The organism is Duganella sp. CF517 (assembly GCF_900110275.1).
Lineage (GTDB): Bacteria > Pseudomonadota > Gammaproteobacteria > Burkholderiales > Burkholderiaceae_D > Rugamonas.
Window position 1 is genome coordinate 212,732 of record NZ_FODC01000006.1, and the last position, 18,930, is coordinate 231,661.

Below are 18,930 nucleotides of genomic sequence, written 5' to 3' on the forward strand. Positions count from 1 at the left end.
CCGACATGAGCAACTCGAATGGCTGGGGTTTGACCGCGCGCCTGATTTCCAAACACTTCGGCGCGCTGGGGGAGCGCGTGTCCGAGGCGATCGCCAATTTCGACCCGGAGACCGCGACCGAGGCCGACCGCGACCGCCTGGCCGACAGCCTGCGCAGCACCGCGCAGAAGCTGGCGGCGGCCCGCGCCTCCTTCGACAAGGAGGCGGCCGACGTCGTCAAGCTGCGCCAGCTGATCGCCACCGACGAGCAGGCCGCCGGCACGCTGGCCGAGCGCCTGGCTTCCGGCAAGATCTCGGAGGCGACGATCACACTGTTCTGCGACGAGCTGGAGGCCAACAAGCAGCGCATGCCCCAGGAGTTGCAGGAGGAGGCCGACGCCCGCCAGTACATGGACGAGCTGCAAACCATCGTCGACGCGCTGTCGAAGCAGCTGGCCGAGTTCGATTCGGCGGCGAAAAAGGCGATGCAGGCGCTGGCCAGCGCCCGCGCCCAGCAGGATTTGCAGGAATTGCGCGCCGAGCGCCAGGCCCAGCTGGCCGGCCTGTCCGGCATGCGCGGCAATTCGAGCGCCCTGAACGCGCTGACCCGCCGCGCCCAGGCCATCAACAACGAGGCGGCCGGACTGAAGATTGTCACCGACATCGGCCAGCGTCCGTACCAGCAGGCCGCCGAGCTCGAAGCGATCCGCAAATCGGTCAGCCAGCCGGCGCTGGGCGATGAATCGGCGCTGGCGCGGCTGCAACGGCTGTCGGGCCGGCAAGCCGCCGCGCCGGCCGCATTGGAGATGAGCAAATCGTAAGCCACGCTGGGTATTCGGTGAATTCGCTACAATAGAGGCCGGCGGCATCGTGTTGATGCCACCGGCTTTTATTTTTGATTGGAATGAATATGCAAGCGATCCCGCCGTCAGAGTCCCTCATCGAATACCCGAGCGACTTCCCGATCAAGGTGATGGGGCCGACTCATATCGACTTCGCCCCGACCATCGTGCTGGTTGTGCAGAAGCATGACCCGGAGTTTCACGAAGGCAAAATGGAAGTGCGTCCCTCGGCCAAGGGCAACTACACCGGCCTGACCGTGACCGTGCGCGCCATCAGCCGCGAACAGCTCGACGCGTTGTATTCGGAGTTGTCGGCGCACCCGATGGTCAAGATCGTCATGTAGGTCCATGCTGCTGGCGCTGGAAGGCGGCGATTTCCTCCAGCAACCAGTTGCGAAACGCCACCACCTGCGGCCTGCCGGCCGAGGCGGCCGGCGCGACGAAGAAATATTCATCCGGGCAAGGCGTGGCGATATCGAACAGCCGCACCAGTTGCCCGGAGGCGATCTCCTGCATCGCCACCACATGGCGCACCAGCGCCACGCCGTTGCCGTCGGCGGCCGAGCGTATCAGCATCGATAAATCCTCGAACATCACCCCGCCCGATGGCTCCGCCATGTCGACGCCGGCCGCGCGCAGCCAGGGCGACCACGGCTCCACCGACCGCAGCAGTGTCTGCCGCGGCAGGTGCTGCGGCGTGGCGGGTAAATGGCCGTCGCGATAGTGGGGACTCACTACCGGATAGTAGACGTCGCCCATCAGCCGCTCCACCACCATGCCGGGATAGTTGCCCCTGCCGAAACGGATGCCGACGTCGATGCCGTCGCGCGCCAGATCCTGCAACTGCCCGCTCGACTGCAGCACGACCTCTATATCGGGATGCAAGTCGATGAAGCGGCCCAGCCGGGGCGCCAGCCAGCGCGCCGCGAACGACGGAATCGACGTCACCGTCAGCCGTTGGTTGACGCTGGCCGCGCGCATCGCGTCGGCAGCGACGGCGATATCGGCGAAGGACTTGCCTAAGAACTGGGCAAATTTGAGCGCGTCGCTAGTTATTTTCACTTGCCGGCCGTTGCGTATAAACAGCGGACGGCCCAGTTCCTCTTCCAATGCCCTGACCTGGTGGCTGATCGCGCCATGCGTCAGGTGCAACTCTTCCGCCGCCCGCGAGAAGTTCTCGTGCCGGGCCGCCGCCTCGAAGGCGCGCAAAGCGGAAAAATTGGGCAGGCGGCGGCTAGCGCTCATCAGGTCGGCATGCTGTGGATAACTATGTGAATAAAATTAGCAAGAATCACGAAAATATAACGTTATACAGGCGCTACGGCAAGGTCTACCATGTGAATAAATCTACCCAAGCCGGAGCCGACATGCCTTTTATCCTGTACGCCGATAGCCTGTTCACCAGCCCCTACGCCCTGTCCGCCTTTGTGGCGCTGACTGAAAAAGGCGTGCCGTTCACCTTGCAGACGGTCGACCTGGAGGCGGGACATCAAAAGCGCGGCGACTACGCCGACCGCGCGCTCACCGCCCGGGTGCCGGCGCTGGTGGAGGGCGATTTCGTGCTGACCGAGTCCAGCGCGATCACCGAGTATCTGGAGGAGAGTTTCCCGGCGCCGGAATATGTGGCGTTGTACCCGAAGGACCGGCGCCAGCGCGCCCGGGCGCGGCAGGTGCAGGCCTGGCTGCGCAGCGACCTGGTGCCGGTGCGGGTCGAACGCGACACGGAAACCGTGTTCTTCGGCAAGGCCAGCGCGCCGCTGACCGAGGCCGGCCGCGCCGCCGCCCGCAAGCTGATCCACGCCGCCGGGCAGCTGGTGCAGGGGCCGAATCTGTTCGGCGAGTGGTCGATCGCCGATGTCGATCTCAGCATGATGCTGAACCGCTTGATCTTCAACGGCGACGACGTGCCGCAAAAGTTGAAGGATTACGCCGCCGCGCAGTGGCAGCGGCCGTCGATCCAGCAGTGGCTGGCGCGCCATCAGCCGGGGTAAGCCGGCTTCAGCCTGGCTTTGCCGCGTGATTTATAATGGCGGCATGACGTCTCCTACCCAAACCGGGCCGGCGCTGATCCGCCACCTCGGTCTCGCCGACTACGACAGCACCTTCGCCGCGATGCGCGCCTTCACCGACGCGCGCACGCCGGACACCCGCGACGAACTGTGGATCGTCGAGCATCCGCCCGTCTTCACGCTGGGCCTGGGCGCCGACCGCGGCCACCTGCTGGCCGGCGCGTCCGCCATCCCCGTGGTGCAGACCGACCGCGGCGGCGAAGTCACCTACCACGGCCCCGGCCAGGTGGTGGTTTATATGTTGATCGACCTGCGCCGCAACAAGCCCGGCGGCAAGCTGTACGCCCGGCAATTCGTCCATAAAATCGAGCAGGCGATCATCAATGTGTTAGGGGCGTATAATCTCGTCGGTGAGCGCGTTGAAGGCGCGCCGGGCATTTACATGGCCGGCGGACCCAAGCGAGGCGCCAAAATCGCCGCGCTGGGCTTGAAAGTGCGCGGCAACGGTTGCACCTACCATGGGCTGTCGCTGAATGTGGCGATGGATTTGGCCCCGTTTTCCTGGATTAATCCTTGCGGCTATGCCGGGCTGGAAACAGTCGATATGCGGTCCGTCGGCGCCCAGGCGCAATTGTCGGACGTGCAACAGCAACTGGCCGACGAACTGATACGCGTCCTGGCTCTTGTAGAAACAGCAACGCCAGCAACACACGAATAACCAAACTATGCCCGCGAGGGCACGCAGCCAAATGACCACTGAGACCACCTCCAGCATTGCCCCCGCTTACAACCCGAGCGAAAAGCAAAAAGGCGCCAGCAAGACCGCGCGCATCCCGATCAAGATCGTGCCGATCGAGCAAGTTGAGCGTCTGAAGAAGCCGGAGTGGATCCGCGTCAAGGCCGCGTCGGCCTCGACCCGTTTCTACGAAATCAAGGACATCCTGCGCGAGAACAAGCTGGTCACCGTCTGCGAGGAAGCGAGCTGCCCGAACATCGGCGAATGCTTCGGCAAGGGCACGGCCACCTTCATGATCATGGGCGACAAGTGCACCCGCCGCTGCCCGTTCTGCGACGTCGGCCACGGCCGTCCGGATCCTTTGGACAAGGAAGAACCGGGCAACCTGTCGCGCACCATCGCCGAACTGCGCCTGAGCTACGTGGTCATCACCTCGGTCGACCGCGACGACTTGCGCGACGGCGGCGCCGGCCACTTCGTCGAGTGCATCCAGAACACGCGCGCGCTGTCGCCGAAGACGCAGATCGAAGTGCTGGTGCCGGACTTCCGCGGCCGCCTGCAAAAGGCGCTGGACATCTTCAAGGACGGCCTGCCGGACGTCATGAACCACAACCTGGAAACGGTGCCGCGCCTGTACAAGGAAGCGCGTCCGGGTTCGGACTACATGCACTCGCTGCAGCTGCTCAAGGAATTCAAGGAGCTGTATCCGGAAGTCAAAACCAAGTCCGGCATCATGGTCGGCCTGGGCGAGACCGACGAGGAAATCCTGCAAGTGATGCGCGACATGCGCGAGCACAACATCGACATGCTGACGATCGGCCAGTACCTGGCGCCATCGAACAGCCACCTGCCGGTGCGCCGCTACGTGCACCCGGACGTGTTCAAGATGTTCGAAGCGGAAGCCTACAAGATGGGCTTCAAGCACGCCGCCGTCGGCGCCATGGTGCGCAGCTCGTACCATGCGGACGAGCAGGCGCACAACGTGCTGGCCGCCGTCAACGCGTAACAAAGAACGGGGTCAAGTCTGTCATTCGGACACGACCTCATCTTTTGCGCGCAGCAAGGTCGGCTCTTTCGAGCGTAGCGATCGCGCGGCTTACCGTTTTCACCGACACCTGAAAGTACGCGGCTATTTGATTCATTGTGTACACGGTAGAGTGGTAAGCCTCGGCCATCGCTACCTCACGCGGGGAGAATTCAGTCGCGTACTCTTCAAGCGGTAAGGCGATCGCCCGCCGTTGCTCCCTTGCGATCTCACCGGATATCTCGGCCGTCGCTGATTTCCGGTGTTGCGCGATAAATGTGTCGTCGCCCAAAATGCACTGGAAGGCCACTTGCTCGAGCGGGCTCTTCGCGTCGATCCCCGCGAGCAGGAAAGCATGATAAGCTTGTCTTGCAGATACTGGATCCGCGCCAAATGAATTCAGTAGCCAGCTCGTCTCCATCCACGATGGCGAAGGGCGGTCTCCCAGCATAAATTGGAGGCTGCTCCATTCCCAATCTCCCAATTTCTTGGCGATGCCTGCCCGCATGGGGTTCAAGACGATATAGCGCGCCAGCTCGAGCTGGTAGCTTTCTTTCTGCACCAATATTGCGTGATACCTGCCTTGTAACACGTGGCCAACCAAGCCATGACGGCGGTTGTAGTAGCGGGAGTAGACGCTGTTCAATTGCCGCATCCCCTGTCCCAGGTTACCGTCGGGTGTTTCGATGAGCAGGTGATAGTGGTTCGTCATCTGACAGTAGGCGTGAATCACGAAGTGGAAACGTTCGCACATGCGCGCGGTTTCTTCGAGCCAGACGAGACGATCTTGCCGATCGGAGAACACTTTCTCACGTCGGTTGCCTCGGCAGGTGACATGATAGAGGGCTCCAGGAAATTCGAGTCTCAGTGGTCTGGCCATGTTGGTCTCCTCGCAGCTTCTTCGTAAAAACGGCCGTTACGGCGCAGCCTCTGTTCGAATCTTTTCGACGGAAGGCTGAGCGCGTGTCCGAATGTCAGACTTGACCCCGGACCTAGACTTGACGCCGGACCTCGCCGGAAGGCTGAGCGCGTGTCCGAATGTCAGACTTGACCCCGGAGCTTGTCGTATCCGCCGGCATCGGGCGCCTCGGCCAGTATCTCGCCATATAGCGCCACCAGCTTGGCGCCTTCGCGATCCCAGCGGTATTTGCTTTCGGCCGCGCGCCTGCCGTTGCGGCCCATTTCGTCGGCCTCCTCGGGATGCGTCAGCAGGTAGGTGATCGCTTTGGCGATCGCGTTGGGGTTCTCGGGATCGACGCAGATGCCGCATTCGGCATCCTCGACGATGCCGCGCCACAGCGGAAAGTCCGACGCGATCACCGGCACGCCAGCCGACATGTATTCGAACAGCTTGATCGGCAGCGCGTTGACGAAGTTCGGCTCCGGCTTCAACGTCACCAGACCGCACAGGCTGCGCGCCATGATCTCCCCCACCATTTGCCGGTCGACGAAGCCGTATTCCTCGACCTGGCGCCAGCCGCGATAAGCCTTGAGCTCCAGCCGCAGCGCGGGCGGGTCGAACGCGCCGGCCAGCAGCAGCTTGACAGGCACCATCTCCAGCGCCTGGATGACGTACCGGATGCCGCGCATTTCGTTGATCGCGCCGACGTAGCAGACGCTGTCGCGCGGGAATGCGGTCAATACCGTCGCCGGTGTGCCGGCAAGTTCGTTGATGGCCGGATAGTTGTGGATCACGGCGACCCGCGCGGCGCTGTGGTCGAACAGCGCGCCGATGTACGGCGTGGCGGCGACCATGGCGGCGAAGCGCCGCGCCGCGAAGTGCTCCACGCCGCGCGCGAGCGAAGCGATGACGCGGCGCAGCGGCCTCGGTATCCATTGCTTCGAGTGGATGTCGGCGCGCAAATCCTCATGCAGGTCGTAGATGACCCTGCGGCCCTGCCAACTGAGCAGCAAGCCATATGGAATCAGCTCGGGATCGTGGAAATGGTAGACGTCGGCATTGAGCGCCCGCGCGGCCCGGTAGCAGCGCCAGCCGTGCGCCACCACGCGCCGCAGGCGCCCGCCCGGCAACGCGGCAAGCGGGTGGATCGTCACCCCGGCGTCGGCCGCTTCGGCGACTTGCGTCTCATCCGCGCCGATCACCAGGTGGACGTCGAAGCCCGCCTGCGCGAGCGAGACGCATTGCTTGCGGTAGATGCGGATGTCGAGGCCGGGATGCACCGACGAAAAATGGCAGACTTTTTTCATGGCGCGGCTCCGTCGCTAAGCCGCCAATCTGGAAGCGCCGGCCTGCCGGCGCGGCACGCGTGTCGGGTCGACCAGCCATGCCAACAACAGCGCCTCGTCGAGCAGGTCGGGATCGTGTGCCAGCGATTCGTCCGACAGGAGCGCGTCGAGTTCCGCGCCGCTTTTGAGCGGCCCCTGCAACGCCGCCGCATGGTCCAAGATGGTCCCGCGCAGCGCGGCGCCGATGCCTTGCGTGATCCAGTTCTGCGTGACGTCGAAGCCGCGCTTCTTGCGGTTGAGCCGCACGACGTCCGGCACCAGGCCCTTGGCCGCGTGGCGCAGCATCCATTTGCCGTAGCCGTTGGCGATCTTCATATGCGTCGGCAGCGCCAGCGCGAATTCGATGAGCCGGTAATCCATGAACGGCAACCGGGTCTCGATGCCGCAGCCCATCGAGTTGCGGTCCTCGTAGCGCAGCAGGGTGGGCAGGCTCCATTGCTGGATGTCCTCGATCTGGCGGTCCGGCAGCGATATGCCGGCCTCGCCCCACAGGTTGTGCGCGCCGGGCTCCCAGTCGAGCATGCGGAATGCGGCCGCCTTGTTCTTGCCGCCCTTGTAGCGATTGAGGTTCTGCCAGTACATGCGCGCCTGGCCGGCCTCGTGCGCGAGCATCAGGCCCAACGAATACATCAGCCGCAGCGCCCCTTTCGGTTCGCGCCGGTGCAGCGCCTCGCGCAGCGCGATGATGATGAACTTGCGGTAGCCGGCGAAGATCTCGTCGCTGCCCTGGCCGCCCAGCAGCACTTTGAACCCGGCGTTCCGGACCTTGTGGAACACGGCGTTTTGCGCGATCGGGCTTAGACCCGAGAACGGCGCTTCCTGGAAGGCCATCGTCTGTTCCATGACCTCGTACAAGTCCCACGCGCTGTAGCGCGGCCACACGTAGGTGACGTCGATGCCGGTGGCCTTGGCCAGCGATTCCGTGCCGGGGCCTTCGGACGTGCGTTCGGACGGCGAACCGAACGAGAACGCGTGCGTGTCCGCGCCGTGGCGTTGCATCATGCAGGCGATCGACGCCGAGTCCAGGCCCGCGCTTAACGACACGGCCACCGGCACGTCGCTGCGCAGCCGCAGCTGGACGGCGCTGTCGAACAGCGTGCGGCATTCTTCGAGCAGGTCGGCGTCGCCGGTTTGCGACATCGCTTCGCGCCGCCGCGCCACCGCGTCGCGCAGCGCATACCAGCGGCCCTCGGTGGTGCCTATCCGTTCGGGCGACAACTGGAACTTGATCCAGCATCCGGCGGCGACCGCGTGCACGTGCTTGTAGGGCGAGCCGGATTGCGCCGTTTCGTAGGCCTTGTAGCGCACGCCGCGCGCGCAGTAGTCGGTGTCGATGTCGGTGCCGACGATGCCGGCGACGCTGGCGACCGACGAGCCGAACGCGATGTCGCCGTTCGCACAGCGTCCCCACAGCAGCGGCTTGACGCCGAAGCGGTCGCGCACCAGCCACAGCTCGCCGGTCTTTTCATTCAATGCGGCGAAGGCGAACATGCCGTTGAAGCGTTGCAAGGCGTCCGGCCCCCACAGCGCCCACGCGCGCAGCAAGACCTCGGTGTCGCTGGCGCCGTTAAATCCTTGCCCGGTGGCTTTTAGTGCTTCGCGGATTTCCCGGTAGTTGTAGATTTCGCCGTTGTAGACGATGGTCCAGCCGGATTCGTGGTCGACCATCGGCTGCGCGCCCAGCGCCGACAGTTCGATCACCGCGAGCCGGCTGTGGGCGAGCGTGACGGCGTGGCCGCGACAGGCCACCTGCCGGGCGCCGCGCGCGTCCGGCCCGCGTCCGTCGATGTAGCGAAAGGCGGCGGCCAGTGCGGCAGAACTGTCGCATTGCGGCGCGCCATTGTTGATGATGCCCCATATTCCGCACATTTTTCTGTCCCGCGATCGATGAAAGTGGCGTTGATCGTAGCTGAACAAAAAGACAACGGATGCGACGTGGGTCAATATCGCGCGTGATCCCTCACACCTGGATTTCGAAGGCGCGCTCGACGAACCAGACCAATGCCACCAAGGCGATCAAGGCCGAACCGCCGGTGAGCATGCGGCGGTAGAACACGGTGTTTCGCAACGTAAAGGCCAGCGGGAGGAAGAGTGCGACGATGCACAATTGCCCGAGCTCCACGCCGAGATTGAATCCGAACAAGCTTGCCAGCAGCGCCGTCTTGGGCAGGCCAAGATCGATCAGCACGCTGGCGAAGCCGAAGCCGTGGATCAGCCCGAACACGAAGGCGGCGACCGGCCGCCGTCCGCGGAACAGCGGGTAGATATTGTTGACCGCCGCAAGGATCACCGAGGCGGCGATGGCCGATTCGACAAAGCGCGACGGCAGCGAGATCAGTGACAGGCTGGCCAAGGTCAAGGTGAGCGAGTGCGCCAGCGTGAACGCCGTCACCACTTTCAAAACGTCGATGAAGGCGCCGCGCAGGTTGTTCGCCGGCGCGGCCAGCAGCACCGCCGGCAGCAGCAGCGACAGCAGGAACAGGATGTGGTCGTAGCCGATCCAGATGTGCCACACGCCCTCCGTGATGTAGGTGGCGAATTGCCGCCACCGGTCTGGCGCCGTCAGCGACAAGGATTGGCGCGCGTGTTGCGGATCGAAGATGGCGGTGGAGGTTACGCCGTCGTGCGTCAGTCGCAGCAGGCCTTTGTGCTGCGGGTCGAGGTCGGCGAAGAGGTGGTAGTCGACGGTGAGCTGTGTCACCGGCTTTTGGCAGGCGACGCCGAAGCGCATCACGCTGTAGGCGCCGTCGGTGTGGTCGTCGATCAGTTGGTCGGCGACGCTGATGGCGCATGGGCCGCTTTCGGTCGATAGCTTGAGGCGCTCCAGCGCGTAGGCGGAGATGGCGGCGTGGCGGGCGCGGATCTCGTCCCACGTCAGTTTGCCGTCGCCGTCCTGATCGAGGCCGATGGCGAAGTCCAGATCGCGCAGGGCGATGTCCCATTGGCCGGTGATGTTATCGCCCTGGGTGGTCAGCGACAGATAGCTGTCGCTGGGTTTGTGTGCTTGCGCCGACGGCATGGCGCCGAGCAGCAGTGCAAGGAGTATGAGCAGGCGTGCCATCATGTCCCCGTGGTGAGTTGGCGTATCAGCCGCTGCGCGGTGACGTCTTCGATTTCGTGCCGCGTCACCCAGTCGATCACCGGTTTGGCGGCGGCGGCGTCGCGCGCCATCACCGCCGCTTCCAGATAGATGCGGATGTCGGCGGGCTCTTTTTGCACCGCCCAGTTTTTCTTCGCCAGCGCCAGTGCGGTCGGCACATCGCGACGCAGCAGCAATTCAAAGCGCGCCTGCTCGCGCTGGTGCACCGTGTCCCCGCGCAGCGCCGCCGCGTCGAAGCGCGCGCCCAGTTCCTTGACGTCGGCGGCCAGCGCCTTCTGTTCGCCGCCCTGCTGCTGCAACGCCAGCGCACGCCGCAACAGCAGCGCGTCGATGCGCGATTGATCGCGCAACAGCGTCAGCACTTCGCCAGCCCGCTTTTGCTCCAGCAGGAAGTCGGCATACGCGCCCAATAGATAGCTGTCGTTCGGCGCCATGACTAGCGCGCGTTTGTAGCGCGCCTCGGCCATGGTGGCATCGCCGCGCCGCTGCGCCATTTCGGCCAGCAGTGTCAGCGCCCACTCCTTCAGTTCCTCCGGCGCGTTGGCGCTGCGTTCCAAGGTCAGGTCCAGCAGCTGTTCGCTTTTGACGGAGCGGCCCGTGACCGTGCCCACATTGGCGATGCACGTCACGGTAATCAGTTCTATCGACAGGTTCGACAAGTGCGCGCAACTGGCGGTGGCGTCGTCGTAATCGCCCCGCACCGTTTGCACGGTTGCTTGCGTCAGCCATGCCTGGGCGTTGTCCGGCTGCGCCGCCAGCACGCCTTTCAGGTCCGCCAGCGCGGGACCGAATTGATGGGTGCTTTGCAGCAGCGTGGCGCGCAGCAGGCGCACCTGCGGCGGTGGCGCGGCCTGCGTCCACCACGGCGCCAGCGCGGCCTGCGCGTAGCCCAGATAGCGCGGATCGGTTTCGCTGCGGCCCAGGGCGATGTAGCGCTGCGCGACGCGGGTGGCCAGCGCGACATCGGTCGGCTTGGCGTTGAGCTCCGCGCGTAGGCTGCGCAACTGCTGCTGTACCGGATCGCCACGGCGCGGCAGCGTTTCGATCACCTGCTTGCCGCTGGACGGAATGTAGGGCGCGGCCTGCGCGACGGCGGCCGACAATGCCAGTGCGGCGATTATTGTTGTTCTCATGGGACCTCTGAACGGATCTCTGAACGGCGCAAAGGGCGGGCCATGCGGCGCCCGCCCTTGTTGCTGCTTACTTCACGACCGCCGGCTCCGTGTCGTCCGGCGTGGTGACGGCGACAGCATCGGTCGCCGTCGGCTCGGTGGTGGTTTCGCTGCCATCGCCGATGAGGGACATCACGGCGGCGAAGAAGCTATCCACCATGCTGACCGGCGGCGTGACCACCGGTGGCGTGACCACTGGCGGCGTCGTCGTCGGTGGCGGTGTGGAGGCGATATGGTCGCTGCCGCCACCGCAGGCGCTCAGCGCGAGCACGCAAACCAGGCCCAGATATTTAAGGGATCTCATGTCGTCCCCCTTACATCTGCGGCGAACCGGCGATCGGCGTTTTCAGGTACGGGAACGAGGCGTTGAAGAAGCTGTCGTCCAGGTAGGCGCCGTCGGTGAAGTGCAGGCCGCCGGCCGCTGCGTCGGCCGGTGCGCAGCCCAGGTTCAGCGTGCACAGTTTGCCCATCACCACGCGCAGCGCGATGTCGACCACGTCGTCGCCCGGACGGCGGCCGTTCGGGAAGCCGGCGTTGTCGCCGTCGATGACGCCGAGGCGCTTCTGCGCGCCGGCGGCGACCGCTGGCGTCGACGTGTTCAGGCGCAGCATTTCAGACGCGGTGACCGTGGTCGGCTGGTTCAAGCCTTTGACGCCGGTGAGGAACGCCGCCACCAGGTCGTTGCGCGGGAAGTTGGTCGGCGCCTTGGCGCCGGCTTTGCCGTACAGGATTTCAATCAGCGCGGGCAGGGTCGGGTTGGTGACGTAGGTGGCGAACTGGCCGTCGCCGCCAGGCTTGCTGGCGTTGAAGGTGTCCTTGTCTTTGAGGCCGATGACGACTTCATTGACCAGCGGCGCGCCCAGACGCGATACCTGGGTCCAGGCGCCGCCCTCTTTCGACGGCGAGCTGGAATTCGGCGTTGGATTCAACAGGCGTCCCTGGCGCACGCTGGCGGTGGTCCAGCCGCCGATGACCGGGTCGCCGCCGGTGGACGCGGTCAGGCACGATGCCGCCACTTCCAGCTCGATCGCGGTCACGTTCTTGGTCGCCAGGTCGTCCTTGGCGCCCTTCTCGGCGCCGGCGGAAAACTCGGTGGCCGGCGCTTTGATGTTGACCAGATCGAAGGTCTCGCCCAGGTTGACGACGAATGGGTCCTTGCGCTGGCCGACGAACAGGCGCGCCGGCGTGCTGCAGCCGGGGATGTTGACGTTGTAGACGTGCGCCGCCGCATAGGCCGCGTAGTTGGGGATCGACTTGTTGCCGATGTTATCGAGCGGCTTGTCGAAGGTGGCGCCGCCGGCGACGTTGGTCACCGCCGCCTTGGTGCCGGTGCGGCGGTCGCCGCGCACGACGTTGACGGTGTAGGTCTCGCGCACGTTGGCGCCGGGCGCGTTGACGCCGGCGATGGCGCCGCCGTTGATCACCAGCGGGATCGAGACGTCCTTGCCGCCGACGGACAGTTTGGTGTCCTTGTTGGTGTTGGTGAAGCGGAACTGGAACGTCAGGTCTTCCTTGGCGTCGCCATTGTTATCGATATGGATTTCGTACAGCGCGTTCGGGTCCATGGCGAAGTAGTTCGGGCCGCCGTAGGCGTCCTGCAGCGGCACGTAGTCGGCGATCAGGGTGACGAAGTTGGCGCGGCCGCTTTCGTAGCTGCGGAACATATAGAAGTCGGTGGCGTCGACTTTGGGACTTTGCGTGACGAACGGTGCTTCGCGGTGGCTGGACGCCACGGCCGGTGCGATGGCGCCGGCCAGCGTGCCCAGCACGGCCACGTACAACGCCTGCTTAAAGATTGTTTGCATTCGATTTCTCCCCAACTGGTTGATTTGATTGGACTGCACGGTCGTATACGCGGGGTCCATGGCGCCAGATTCAGATTCGATAAGATTTTTTAAAATATATTTAGAAAGCGCGCGTCAGAAGTTGTGCGACAGCGTCACGCGCCAGGTGCGCGGCTCGACCGGATGCGAGTGGACGTCGTCGACGCCGTCGGCCGGCTCGCCGGGCAGGCGCGAGGCGTAGTAGTAATCGATGTCGCTGGCGCGGCGGTTGAACAGGTTGAAGCCGTCGAGCGTGAGCTTGGTGCGCGTGTTCAGCTGATAGCCGATGCGGCCGTAGGCCAGCGCCGTCGACGCCGAGCGCACGCTGTTGTCTTCGATCAGCGGGCGCGGTCCGAAGTAGCGCAGCTCCATGCCGCCGAACCAGCGTCCCAGGTCCTTGACCGTCACGCCGAACGAGGCCACCTTGTTGAGCGAACCGGGCACGCGGTTGCCGGCCGGGTCGTCGCGGCGGTATCGGGCGCGCGAGGCCGACAGGTCCAGGTCGAACAACAGCCACGGCGCGGCGATGTAGTGGTTGCTCCATTCGATGCCGCTGCGGCGGCTGGGACGGCTCGCCTCGGTGTCGCCGCTGTCGCCGACGAACACCAGTTCGGAGTCGATGTCCAAGGTCCACAGCGACAGCGAGCTTTGCAGGCCGCGTAGCCATTCGCTGCGCACGCCGAGCTCGGCGCCGCGTGTGCCCACCAGCGGCGTCGCGGCGGCCGTTCCGGGGGCGAGCACGCCACGGGCGTCGTTGCTGTGGAAGCCGGCGCCGTAATTGATGAAGTATTCGGTGCCGGCCCACGGTCCGAAGATCAGCGACAGCTTGGGCGAGGCCTTGTCGGCGCTTGCGTCGCGACCGTTCACGTCGAAACGGTAGGCGTCGTAACGCAGGCCGGCGATGGTGCGAAATTCCGGCAGCCAATAACTGGTGTTCTCCAGATACAGTCCCGCGCTCGCTTCCTTGATCCGGTCTTCGCGCACGGTGGCGAGCTTTTCGCGCGCGCGCGTGGCGTACAGGCCGATCGGCGAGACGTGGTCGTAGCGGGTCTGCACGCCGACCTTGTTGCGCATATCGATGCCGGCGATCTTGTCGAGCCAGGTCTGGCTGGCGTTGAAGCCGCCCATGGTGCGGCGCTCGCTTTGCTGGAACTGGTCGCCGTTGACCGGGTCGGCCAGCAGGTAGGTGAAGTTGCTGAACAGGTCCAGGCTGGAGCGCACCAGATAGGCCGAGGCCTCGGTGATGCGGCCGTCGGCGCGCCGGTGCATGTCCCACGACAGGCTGGCGCGCGCGGTCTCGCCGCCGTCGGTGGCGTCGATGGTGCCGAAGCGGCCGATCAGGCCGTCGCGCACCGCGCGCCGCGGCACCTGGTCGGTGGCGTTCCAGTGGTTGCGGTAGGCCATGGCGGTGACGCTGTAGCCGTCTTGCGCGTCGCCGCGGCTGTAGCGCAGCATGGCGTTGTATTTTCGCACCTGTTCCGGCGTCTGCCAGGGACCGTCGTTGCGGCCCAGATCGATGCCGTACAGTAAGGTGCCGCCGGCCGCGTCCAGCGAGTCGGCCAGCAACGCGCGGCGGTAGCCGTAGCGTCCCAGCGTCAGGCTGGCGATGCCATCGGACAAGCGGTCCGCCAGGCGGATGTGGGCCGCGCCGGCCGACGAAAAGTCGCCCTCGTCGGCGAAGTAGCTGCCCTTTTTGTAGTCGATGCGCTCGACCAGCTCCGGGATCAGGAAGTTGAGGTCGGAGTAGCCCTGGCCGTGCGCGTTGCTGCGCATGTTGACCGGCATGGCGTCGACATGGGTGGCGAAGTCGGTGCCGTGGTCCAGGTTGAAGCCGCGCAGGAAGTACTGGTTGGCTTTGCCGTCGCCGCTGTGCTGCGTGACGATCATGCCGGGCACGAATTCGAGCAGCTCGCCGGTGCGCAGCGCGGCGCGGCTGGCGATCAGGTTGGAGGTCACCGTGCCCTGGCTGGCGGCGTCCGAAGTACCGACCGCGTTGTCGTAATGCGCCAACACCGTGACCCGGCTCATCGCCACCGCGCCGGCCATTGCGGCGTCCTCGGCGGCTTGCGCCATGCCGCCCGGCACGTGTGCGGCGGCCACGGCCAGCACCGTCGCCATGTTGCGTCTAATCCCCATCGCGTCTCCCACCCGAGTTGTTTTTTCTTTAAAGTTGGGAGTTGTACGGAGGGGCGGGCGGTTCGGATTCAATTGTTGACCCGATAATTTATTCGCGCGCGCGCGCGGGAGTATGGTATTTTTCACACGCCCAATTTGTTTTCCATCAATGCATTATCACTTTCAAGGCGCGCAGTGTCCGACGTTCATTCACTCGATCCCCAGCAGCTGCGCACGTGGCTGCAAGGCGCCGCCAACCGCGATGACGCCGCCTTCCGTTCCCTGTACGACGCCACGTCATCGAAACTGTTTGGCTTCGCGCTGCGTATATTGAACAAGCGCGAACTTGCGGAAGAGGTGTTGCAAGAGAGTTTCGTGGCGATCTGGAACAACGCCGGCAATTATCAAAGCCATCTGGCCGCACCGATGACGTGGATGACCACGATCGTGCGCAACAAGGCTTTCGATCTCTTGCGCCGCAGCGATGTGACCACCGAAATCGATGGGGAACAGTTTGACAGCGAGGTTATCAATGCATTACGCGACCCGGGCGCCACGCCGATCGAGGCACTTCAGATGAGCAGCGACGCCAAGGCACTGGCCTATTGCATGTCCGCGCTGGAGGGGCTGCACCGCCAGGTGGTCGGCCTGGCGTTCTTCCACGACCTGTCGCATAGCGAGGTGGCGGCGCAGATGGCGCTGCCGATCGGCACCGTCAAGACCTGGATACGGCGCAGCCTGGAGCGCCTGAAGACCTGCCTGTCGAAGCGGGAGCAACCATGAACATCCGCGACAACGGGCCGCTGCGCGAGAAACTGGCCGCCGAATACGTGCTTGGCACCTTGAAGGGCGGCGCGCGCCGGCGCTTCGAAGGCTATATGCACAACGACGCGGCGCTGCGCCGCACCACGCAGGAGTGGGCCGACCGCCTGACGCCGCTGGCCGAGTTCGCGACCCCGCAGGCGCCGCGCCGCCAGGTGTGGACCAATATCGAACGGCGCCTGAACCTCAAGCGCGCGCATTCGGCCTGGCAGTTCTGGCGCAACGAGTCGGTCACGTTCTGGCGGTCGCTGGGCGTGGTGTCGACCGCGCTGGCGGCCTTGCTGGTGGTGGTCATCACCACGCGCACCCTGGACGCGCCGCAGCTCGATTACGTCGCCACCCTGACCGACGAGAAGTCGCAGACCGCGCTGGTGCTGACCGGCGACACCGGCCGCAAGGCGCTGACGGTGCGCATGGTGGGCAATGCGCCGGTGCCGGCGGATAAATCGCTGGAACTGTGGGCGGTGCCGAAGCAGGGCAATCCGCGTTCGCTGGGCCTGCTGGCCGATCGCGGCGAGGTCAAGCTGGCGCTGACCAGCAAAGCGATCGGCGACGACGTCGCGCTGCTGGCGGTGACGTTGGAGCCGAAGGGCGGCTCGCCGAATCCGGACGGCCCGACCGGTCCTATCCTGTACAAAGGCGCTTGGGTACGCGTGATGTAAGTTGGTATCATCGTGCGTGTCGGGCATCGCCCTCACTCGCGAAAGATATTCATGGACGCTCAAAAATTCACGCCCGAGTACTTCAACCAGTTCGGCCAGGAGACCTTGCCCTCCCATCTCGGCATCGTCATCACGGCGGTGCGCGAAGGCGAACTGGTGGCGCAGTTCGAGGTCGGGGCCAAGCATCTGGCGCCGAACGGCTTTCTGCATGCCGGCAGCGTGGTCACGCTGGCCGATACCGCCTGCGGCTACGCCTGTTTCGCGCATCTGCCGGAAGGCGCGCAAAACTTCACCACCATCGAACTGAAATCGAACCACCTCGGCACCGCGCGCGACGGCGTGGTCGTGGCGACCGCCAAGGCGGTCCATCTGGGCCGCACCACACAGGTGTGGGACGCGGTGGTGACCAGCCAGGCCACTGGTAAAACGATAGCGTTGTTCCGCTGCACACAGATGGTTTTGTTCCCCAAATAACTGATAAATTGTGTGGGGACGAAGCCCTCGCACAAGGATAAGAAATGAGTCGATTCACCAAGCTGGCCGGCATCGGCCTGGGACTGCTGCTGGCGTCCTCGCTGGCCGTCGCGCAGACGCCATACACCGACGACCAGGTGTATCAGGGCCTGGGCGGCAAGGAAGGCATCAAGAAGATCGTCGATACCTTCATTCCGCTGCTGCTGGCCGATCCGCGCATCAAGGACAGCTTCACGGACTTCGACATGGAGCAGCTCAATGTGCGCCTGCAGGAGCAGTTCTGCGAGTTCGCCGGCGGCCCGTGCAAGTACACCGGCAAATACCGCGACAAGACGATGGACGGCGTCGGCACCGAGCGTGACATGGCGACCGTGCACCAGGATTTGAAAGTCACCAACGCGATGTTCAACGCGCTGACCGAGGACTTGCAGATCGCCATGGAGCGCAACAACGTGCCCAATAGTGTGGCGAACAAGCTGATAGCCAAGCTGGCGCCGATGCAGCGCGCCATCGTGACCAAATGATCCGGCCGGGAGCCTCGCAGTGAACAACCATCCTTTGAAAAATATCGTCGCGGCGTTGACCGCGGCCTTGGCCTGCGGCGGCGCGGCCGCGCAGGCGATGCCGGACATGGGCAAGTTCCTCGCCACCGGCGGCGTCAGCCAGGTCGAAGGCGCGGGCGGCGGCGGCATCGTGCCGTGGGCGCTGATCTCCGGCTACGGCACGCGCGACAGCTGGGGCGCGAACGCACACTACACCTACCTCAAAACCCAGGACTACAAGTTGACCAGCTACGGCGTGGCGGTGGGGATCGCCGACCGGGTCGAGATCTCGCTGGCCAACCAGGAATTCAAGGGCAGCCTGGCGCCGCTCGACCAGCTGGCGATCAAGCAGGATATCGTCGGCCTGAAAGTGAAAGTGGCGGGGGACGCCGTCTACGAACAGGATAGCTGGCTGCCGCAGATCGCCGTCGGCGCGATGTACAAGAAGAACAAGGGCATCGGTGGCCTCGGCGCGCTGGGCGTGACCAACGTGACGCAGCTTGGCGCGCAGGACGATCACGGCTACGACTACTACGTCGCCGCCACCAAGATCCTGTTCGAGCAAAGCTTGTTATTGAACGCGACCTTGAGGTCGACCAACGCCAATCAAATGGGCTTGCTGGGCTTCGGCGGCGACCTGCGCGACAGCCGGCGCTTGATGCCGGAGTTTTCGGCCGCGTATCTGGTCACGCGCAAGCTGGCGGTGGGCGCCGAGTACCGGCGCAAGCCGCGCAACCTGACCGTCGACGACGAGAAGGCGTATTACGACGCCTTCGTGGCCTGGTTCCCGACCAAGCATTTTTCGGTGACGGCGGCCTACGCGGAGCTGGGCGACATCACCATCTTCAATCCGAAGAAGCAGCATGGCGTGTACGTGTCGGTGCAGGCCGGGTTCTGATCAATACGATTTGTAGGGCAGGAATTTGCCGCTCAAGACCACCTGCACGCGGTCGCCCTTCGGGTCTTCCTCGCGCTGGATGTCCATCGAAAAATCGATCGCGCTCATGATGCCGTCGCCGAACTCCTCGTGGATCAATTCCTTGATGGTGGTGCCGTAGACGCTGACGATCTCGTACCAGCGGTAGATCAGCGGATCGGTCGGCACCGCCGACGGCAGCGAGCCTTTGTACGGCACGATCTGCAGCCACGCCGCCTCCTCGTCGGTCAGGTCGAACAGCCGCTGCGCGGTGTCGGCCTGCTGGCGGTTGAACGTCATCTGCCCGAGCAGCGCGGCGGTGGTCCACTCCTTGCTCTGGCCGATCTCCTTGGCGATGTCGCCCCACAGCAGTTTGCGGGCGACTTTGACGGACAGGATTTTATGCGTGACTTGTTGGCGGTCCATGACGGCTCCTTGGGTTGGGATGGCCATTGGAGCATGCAAGC

Annotated in this window: 20 protein-coding genes; 10 read left to right on the top strand and 10 right to left on the bottom strand. The window is 64.6% G+C overall.

Annotated elements, in window-relative coordinates:
- The first annotated feature begins 5 nt into the window (after nucleotides 1-5).
- Together BMX85_RS23080 and BMX85_RS23085 are read left to right on the top strand one after the other, a co-directional pair.
- Entirely contained in the window at nucleotides 6-800 is a 795-nt protein-coding gene (locus BMX85_RS23080; RefSeq protein ID WP_090324310.1) for a coiled-coil domain-containing protein, read from the top strand.
- Between the two features lie 89 nt (nucleotides 801-889).
- Nucleotides 890-1,165, top strand: a complete 276-nt coding sequence (locus BMX85_RS23085; protein ID WP_090324744.1) for a DUF493 family protein — start codon at nucleotides 890-892, stop codon at nucleotides 1,163-1,165.
- Here BMX85_RS23085 and gcvA read toward each other — a convergent pair.
- Complete coding sequence (gcvA, locus tag BMX85_RS23090; protein ID WP_090324313.1) at nucleotides 1,158-2,066, bottom strand: transcriptional regulator GcvA; 909 nt, start codon at nucleotides 2,064-2,066, stop codon at nucleotides 1,158-1,160. The genes BMX85_RS23085 and gcvA overlap by 8 nt on opposite strands.
- A gap of 122 nt (nucleotides 2,067-2,188) precedes the next feature.
- Here gcvA and yfcF point away from each other — a divergent pair, with 122 nt between their 5' ends.
- Genes yfcF through lipA form a run of 3 tightly spaced genes read left to right on the top strand, consistent with a single transcriptional unit; the run spans nucleotide 2,189 to nucleotide 4,572 of the window.
- On the top strand, nucleotides 2,189-2,812 hold the full coding sequence (yfcF, locus tag BMX85_RS23095) for a glutathione transferase (protein WP_090324316.1): 624 nt from the start codon (nucleotides 2,189-2,191) through the stop codon (nucleotides 2,810-2,812).
- 43 nt (nucleotides 2,813-2,855) lie between these two features.
- Complete coding sequence (gene lipB, locus BMX85_RS23100) at nucleotides 2,856-3,548, top strand: lipoyl(octanoyl) transferase LipB (RefSeq protein ID WP_090324318.1); 693 nt, start codon at nucleotides 2,856-2,858, stop codon at nucleotides 3,546-3,548.
- Between the two features lie 31 nt (nucleotides 3,549-3,579).
- Complete coding sequence (gene lipA, locus BMX85_RS23105) at nucleotides 3,580-4,572, top strand: lipoyl synthase (protein WP_090324320.1); 993 nt, start codon at nucleotides 3,580-3,582, stop codon at nucleotides 4,570-4,572.
- Nucleotides 4,573-4,609: 37 nt separating this feature from the next.
- Here the strand turns inward: lipA and BMX85_RS23110 are convergent, their stop codons facing one another.
- The 8 genes from BMX85_RS23110 to BMX85_RS23145 form a co-directional block, all read right to left on the bottom strand.
- Complete coding sequence (locus BMX85_RS23110; protein ID WP_090324322.1) at nucleotides 4,610-5,470, bottom strand: REP-associated tyrosine transposase; 861 nt, start codon at nucleotides 5,468-5,470, stop codon at nucleotides 4,610-4,612.
- A gap of 161 nt (nucleotides 5,471-5,631) precedes the next feature.
- Nucleotides 5,632-6,798, bottom strand: a complete 1,167-nt coding sequence (locus tag BMX85_RS23115) for a glycosyltransferase family 4 protein (protein WP_090324325.1) — start codon at nucleotides 6,796-6,798, stop codon at nucleotides 5,632-5,634.
- Between the two features lie 15 nt (nucleotides 6,799-6,813).
- The gene (gene asnB / locus BMX85_RS23120) at nucleotides 6,814-8,706 is read right to left on the bottom strand and encodes an asparagine synthase (glutamine-hydrolyzing) (protein WP_090324328.1); all 1,893 of its coding nucleotides are present in this window, start codon (nucleotides 8,704-8,706) and stop codon (nucleotides 6,814-6,816) included.
- A gap of 91 nt (nucleotides 8,707-8,797) precedes the next feature.
- Nucleotides 8,798-9,901 (bottom strand): HupE/UreJ family protein, encoded by a 1,104-nt coding sequence (locus tag BMX85_RS23125; RefSeq protein ID WP_090324330.1) that lies wholly within the window; start codon nucleotides 9,899-9,901, stop codon nucleotides 8,798-8,800.
- Nucleotides 9,898-11,070 carry a tetratricopeptide repeat protein gene (locus BMX85_RS23130; protein ID WP_090324333.1) on the bottom strand — a complete coding sequence of 391 codons (1,173 nt, stop codon included), beginning with the start codon at nucleotides 11,068-11,070 and terminating at the stop codon, nucleotides 9,898-9,900. Before BMX85_RS23130 ends, BMX85_RS23125 begins: the two co-directional genes overlap by 4 nt.
- Nucleotides 11,071-11,137: 67 nt before the next feature.
- Nucleotides 11,138-11,413 carry a hypothetical protein gene (locus BMX85_RS23135; RefSeq protein ID WP_090324336.1) on the bottom strand — a complete coding sequence of 92 codons (276 nt, stop codon included), beginning with the start codon at nucleotides 11,411-11,413 and terminating at the stop codon, nucleotides 11,138-11,140.
- Between the two features lie 10 nt (nucleotides 11,414-11,423).
- Nucleotides 11,424-12,914 carry a DUF4331 domain-containing protein gene (locus BMX85_RS23140; protein WP_090324339.1) on the bottom strand — a complete coding sequence of 497 codons (1,491 nt, stop codon included), beginning with the start codon at nucleotides 12,912-12,914 and terminating at the stop codon, nucleotides 11,424-11,426.
- 114 nt (nucleotides 12,915-13,028) lie between these two features.
- On the bottom strand, nucleotides 13,029-15,068 hold the full coding sequence (locus BMX85_RS23145; protein ID WP_090324342.1) for a TonB-dependent receptor: 2,040 nt from the start codon (nucleotides 15,066-15,068) through the stop codon (nucleotides 13,029-13,031).
- A 174-nt stretch (nucleotides 15,069-15,242) separates the two neighbouring features.
- Here BMX85_RS23145 and BMX85_RS23150 point away from each other — a divergent pair, with 174 nt between their 5' ends.
- The 5 genes from BMX85_RS23150 to BMX85_RS23170 all read left to right on the top strand — a co-directional run bounded on the left by BMX85_RS23150 (nucleotide 15,243) and on the right by BMX85_RS23170 (nucleotide 18,445).
- Nucleotides 15,243-15,830 carry a sigma-70 family RNA polymerase sigma factor gene (locus BMX85_RS23150; protein ID WP_090324344.1) on the top strand — a complete coding sequence of 196 codons (588 nt, stop codon included), beginning with the start codon at nucleotides 15,243-15,245 and terminating at the stop codon, nucleotides 15,828-15,830.
- A complete protein-coding gene (locus BMX85_RS23155) occupies nucleotides 15,827-16,531 on the top strand; it encodes an anti-sigma factor (protein WP_090324347.1) in 705 nt (234 codons plus the stop codon). The genes BMX85_RS23150 and BMX85_RS23155 overlap by 4 nt, the downstream gene beginning before the upstream one ends.
- A gap of 51 nt (nucleotides 16,532-16,582) precedes the next feature.
- The gene (locus tag BMX85_RS23160) at nucleotides 16,583-17,005 is read left to right on the top strand and encodes a PaaI family thioesterase (protein ID WP_090324348.1); all 423 of its coding nucleotides are present in this window, start codon (nucleotides 16,583-16,585) and stop codon (nucleotides 17,003-17,005) included.
- 44 nt (nucleotides 17,006-17,049) lie between these two features.
- Nucleotides 17,050-17,529, top strand: a complete 480-nt coding sequence (locus BMX85_RS23165) for a group I truncated hemoglobin (RefSeq protein ID WP_090324351.1) — start codon at nucleotides 17,050-17,052, stop codon at nucleotides 17,527-17,529.
- Nucleotides 17,530-17,626: 97 nt separating this feature from the next.
- A complete protein-coding gene (locus tag BMX85_RS23170; RefSeq protein ID WP_090324747.1) occupies nucleotides 17,627-18,445 on the top strand; it encodes a DUF3034 family protein in 819 nt (272 codons plus the stop codon).
- Here the strand turns inward: BMX85_RS23170 and cynS are convergent, their stop codons facing one another.
- Nucleotides 18,446-18,889 (bottom strand): cyanase, encoded by a 444-nt coding sequence (cynS, locus tag BMX85_RS23175; RefSeq protein WP_090324354.1) that lies wholly within the window; start codon nucleotides 18,887-18,889, stop codon nucleotides 18,446-18,448.
- Nucleotides 18,890-18,930: the final 41 nt, after the last annotated feature.

Excerpts from the sequence above, each read along its gene's own strand:
- BMX85_RS23155 (WP_090324347.1), top strand. The coding sequence starts at position 15,827 with ATGAACATCCGCGACAACGGGCCGCTGCGCGAGAAACTGGCCGCCGAA.
- yfcF (WP_090324316.1), top strand. The coding sequence starts at position 2,189 with ATGCCTTTTATCCTGTACGCCGATAGCCTGTTCACCAGCCCCTACGCC.
- BMX85_RS23080 (WP_090324310.1), top strand. The coding sequence starts at position 6 with ATGAGCAACTCGAATGGCTGGGGTTTGACCGCGCGCCTGATTTCCAAA.
- cynS (WP_090324354.1), bottom strand. The coding sequence starts at position 18,889 with ATGGACCGCCAACAAGTCACGCATAAAATCCTGTCCGTCAAAGTCGCC.
- BMX85_RS23130 (WP_090324333.1), bottom strand. The coding sequence starts at position 11,070 with ATGAGAACAACAATAATCGCCGCACTGGCATTGTCGGCCGCCGTCGCG.
- lipA (WP_090324320.1), top strand. The coding sequence starts at position 3,580 with ATGACCACTGAGACCACCTCCAGCATTGCCCCCGCTTACAACCCGAGC.
- asnB (WP_090324328.1), bottom strand. The coding sequence starts at position 8,706 with ATGTGCGGAATATGGGGCATCATCAACAATGGCGCGCCGCAATGCGAC.
- BMX85_RS23170 (WP_090324747.1), top strand. The coding sequence starts at position 17,627 with ATGCCGGACATGGGCAAGTTCCTCGCCACCGGCGGCGTCAGCCAGGTC.
- BMX85_RS23115 (WP_090324325.1), bottom strand. The coding sequence starts at position 6,798 with ATGAAAAAAGTCTGCCATTTTTCGTCGGTGCATCCCGGCCTCGACATC.
- BMX85_RS23140 (WP_090324339.1), bottom strand. The coding sequence starts at position 12,914 with ATGCAAACAATCTTTAAGCAGGCGTTGTACGTGGCCGTGCTGGGCACG.
- BMX85_RS23145 (WP_090324342.1), bottom strand. The coding sequence starts at position 15,068 with ATGGGGATTAGACGCAACATGGCGACGGTGCTGGCCGTGGCCGCCGCA.
- BMX85_RS23165 (WP_090324351.1), top strand. The coding sequence starts at position 17,050 with ATGAGTCGATTCACCAAGCTGGCCGGCATCGGCCTGGGACTGCTGCTG.
- lipB (WP_090324318.1), top strand. The coding sequence starts at position 2,856 with ATGACGTCTCCTACCCAAACCGGGCCGGCGCTGATCCGCCACCTCGGT.
- gcvA (WP_090324313.1), bottom strand. The coding sequence starts at position 2,066 with ATGAGCGCTAGCCGCCGCCTGCCCAATTTTTCCGCTTTGCGCGCCTTC.
- BMX85_RS23160 (WP_090324348.1), top strand. The coding sequence starts at position 16,583 with ATGGACGCTCAAAAATTCACGCCCGAGTACTTCAACCAGTTCGGCCAG.
- BMX85_RS23085 (WP_090324744.1), top strand. The coding sequence starts at position 890 with ATGCAAGCGATCCCGCCGTCAGAGTCCCTCATCGAATACCCGAGCGAC.
- BMX85_RS23110 (WP_090324322.1), bottom strand. The coding sequence starts at position 5,470 with ATGGCCAGACCACTGAGACTCGAATTTCCTGGAGCCCTCTATCATGTC.
- BMX85_RS23135 (WP_090324336.1), bottom strand. The coding sequence starts at position 11,413 with ATGAGATCCCTTAAATATCTGGGCCTGGTTTGCGTGCTCGCGCTGAGC.
- BMX85_RS23125 (WP_090324330.1), bottom strand. The coding sequence starts at position 9,901 with ATGATGGCACGCCTGCTCATACTCCTTGCACTGCTGCTCGGCGCCATG.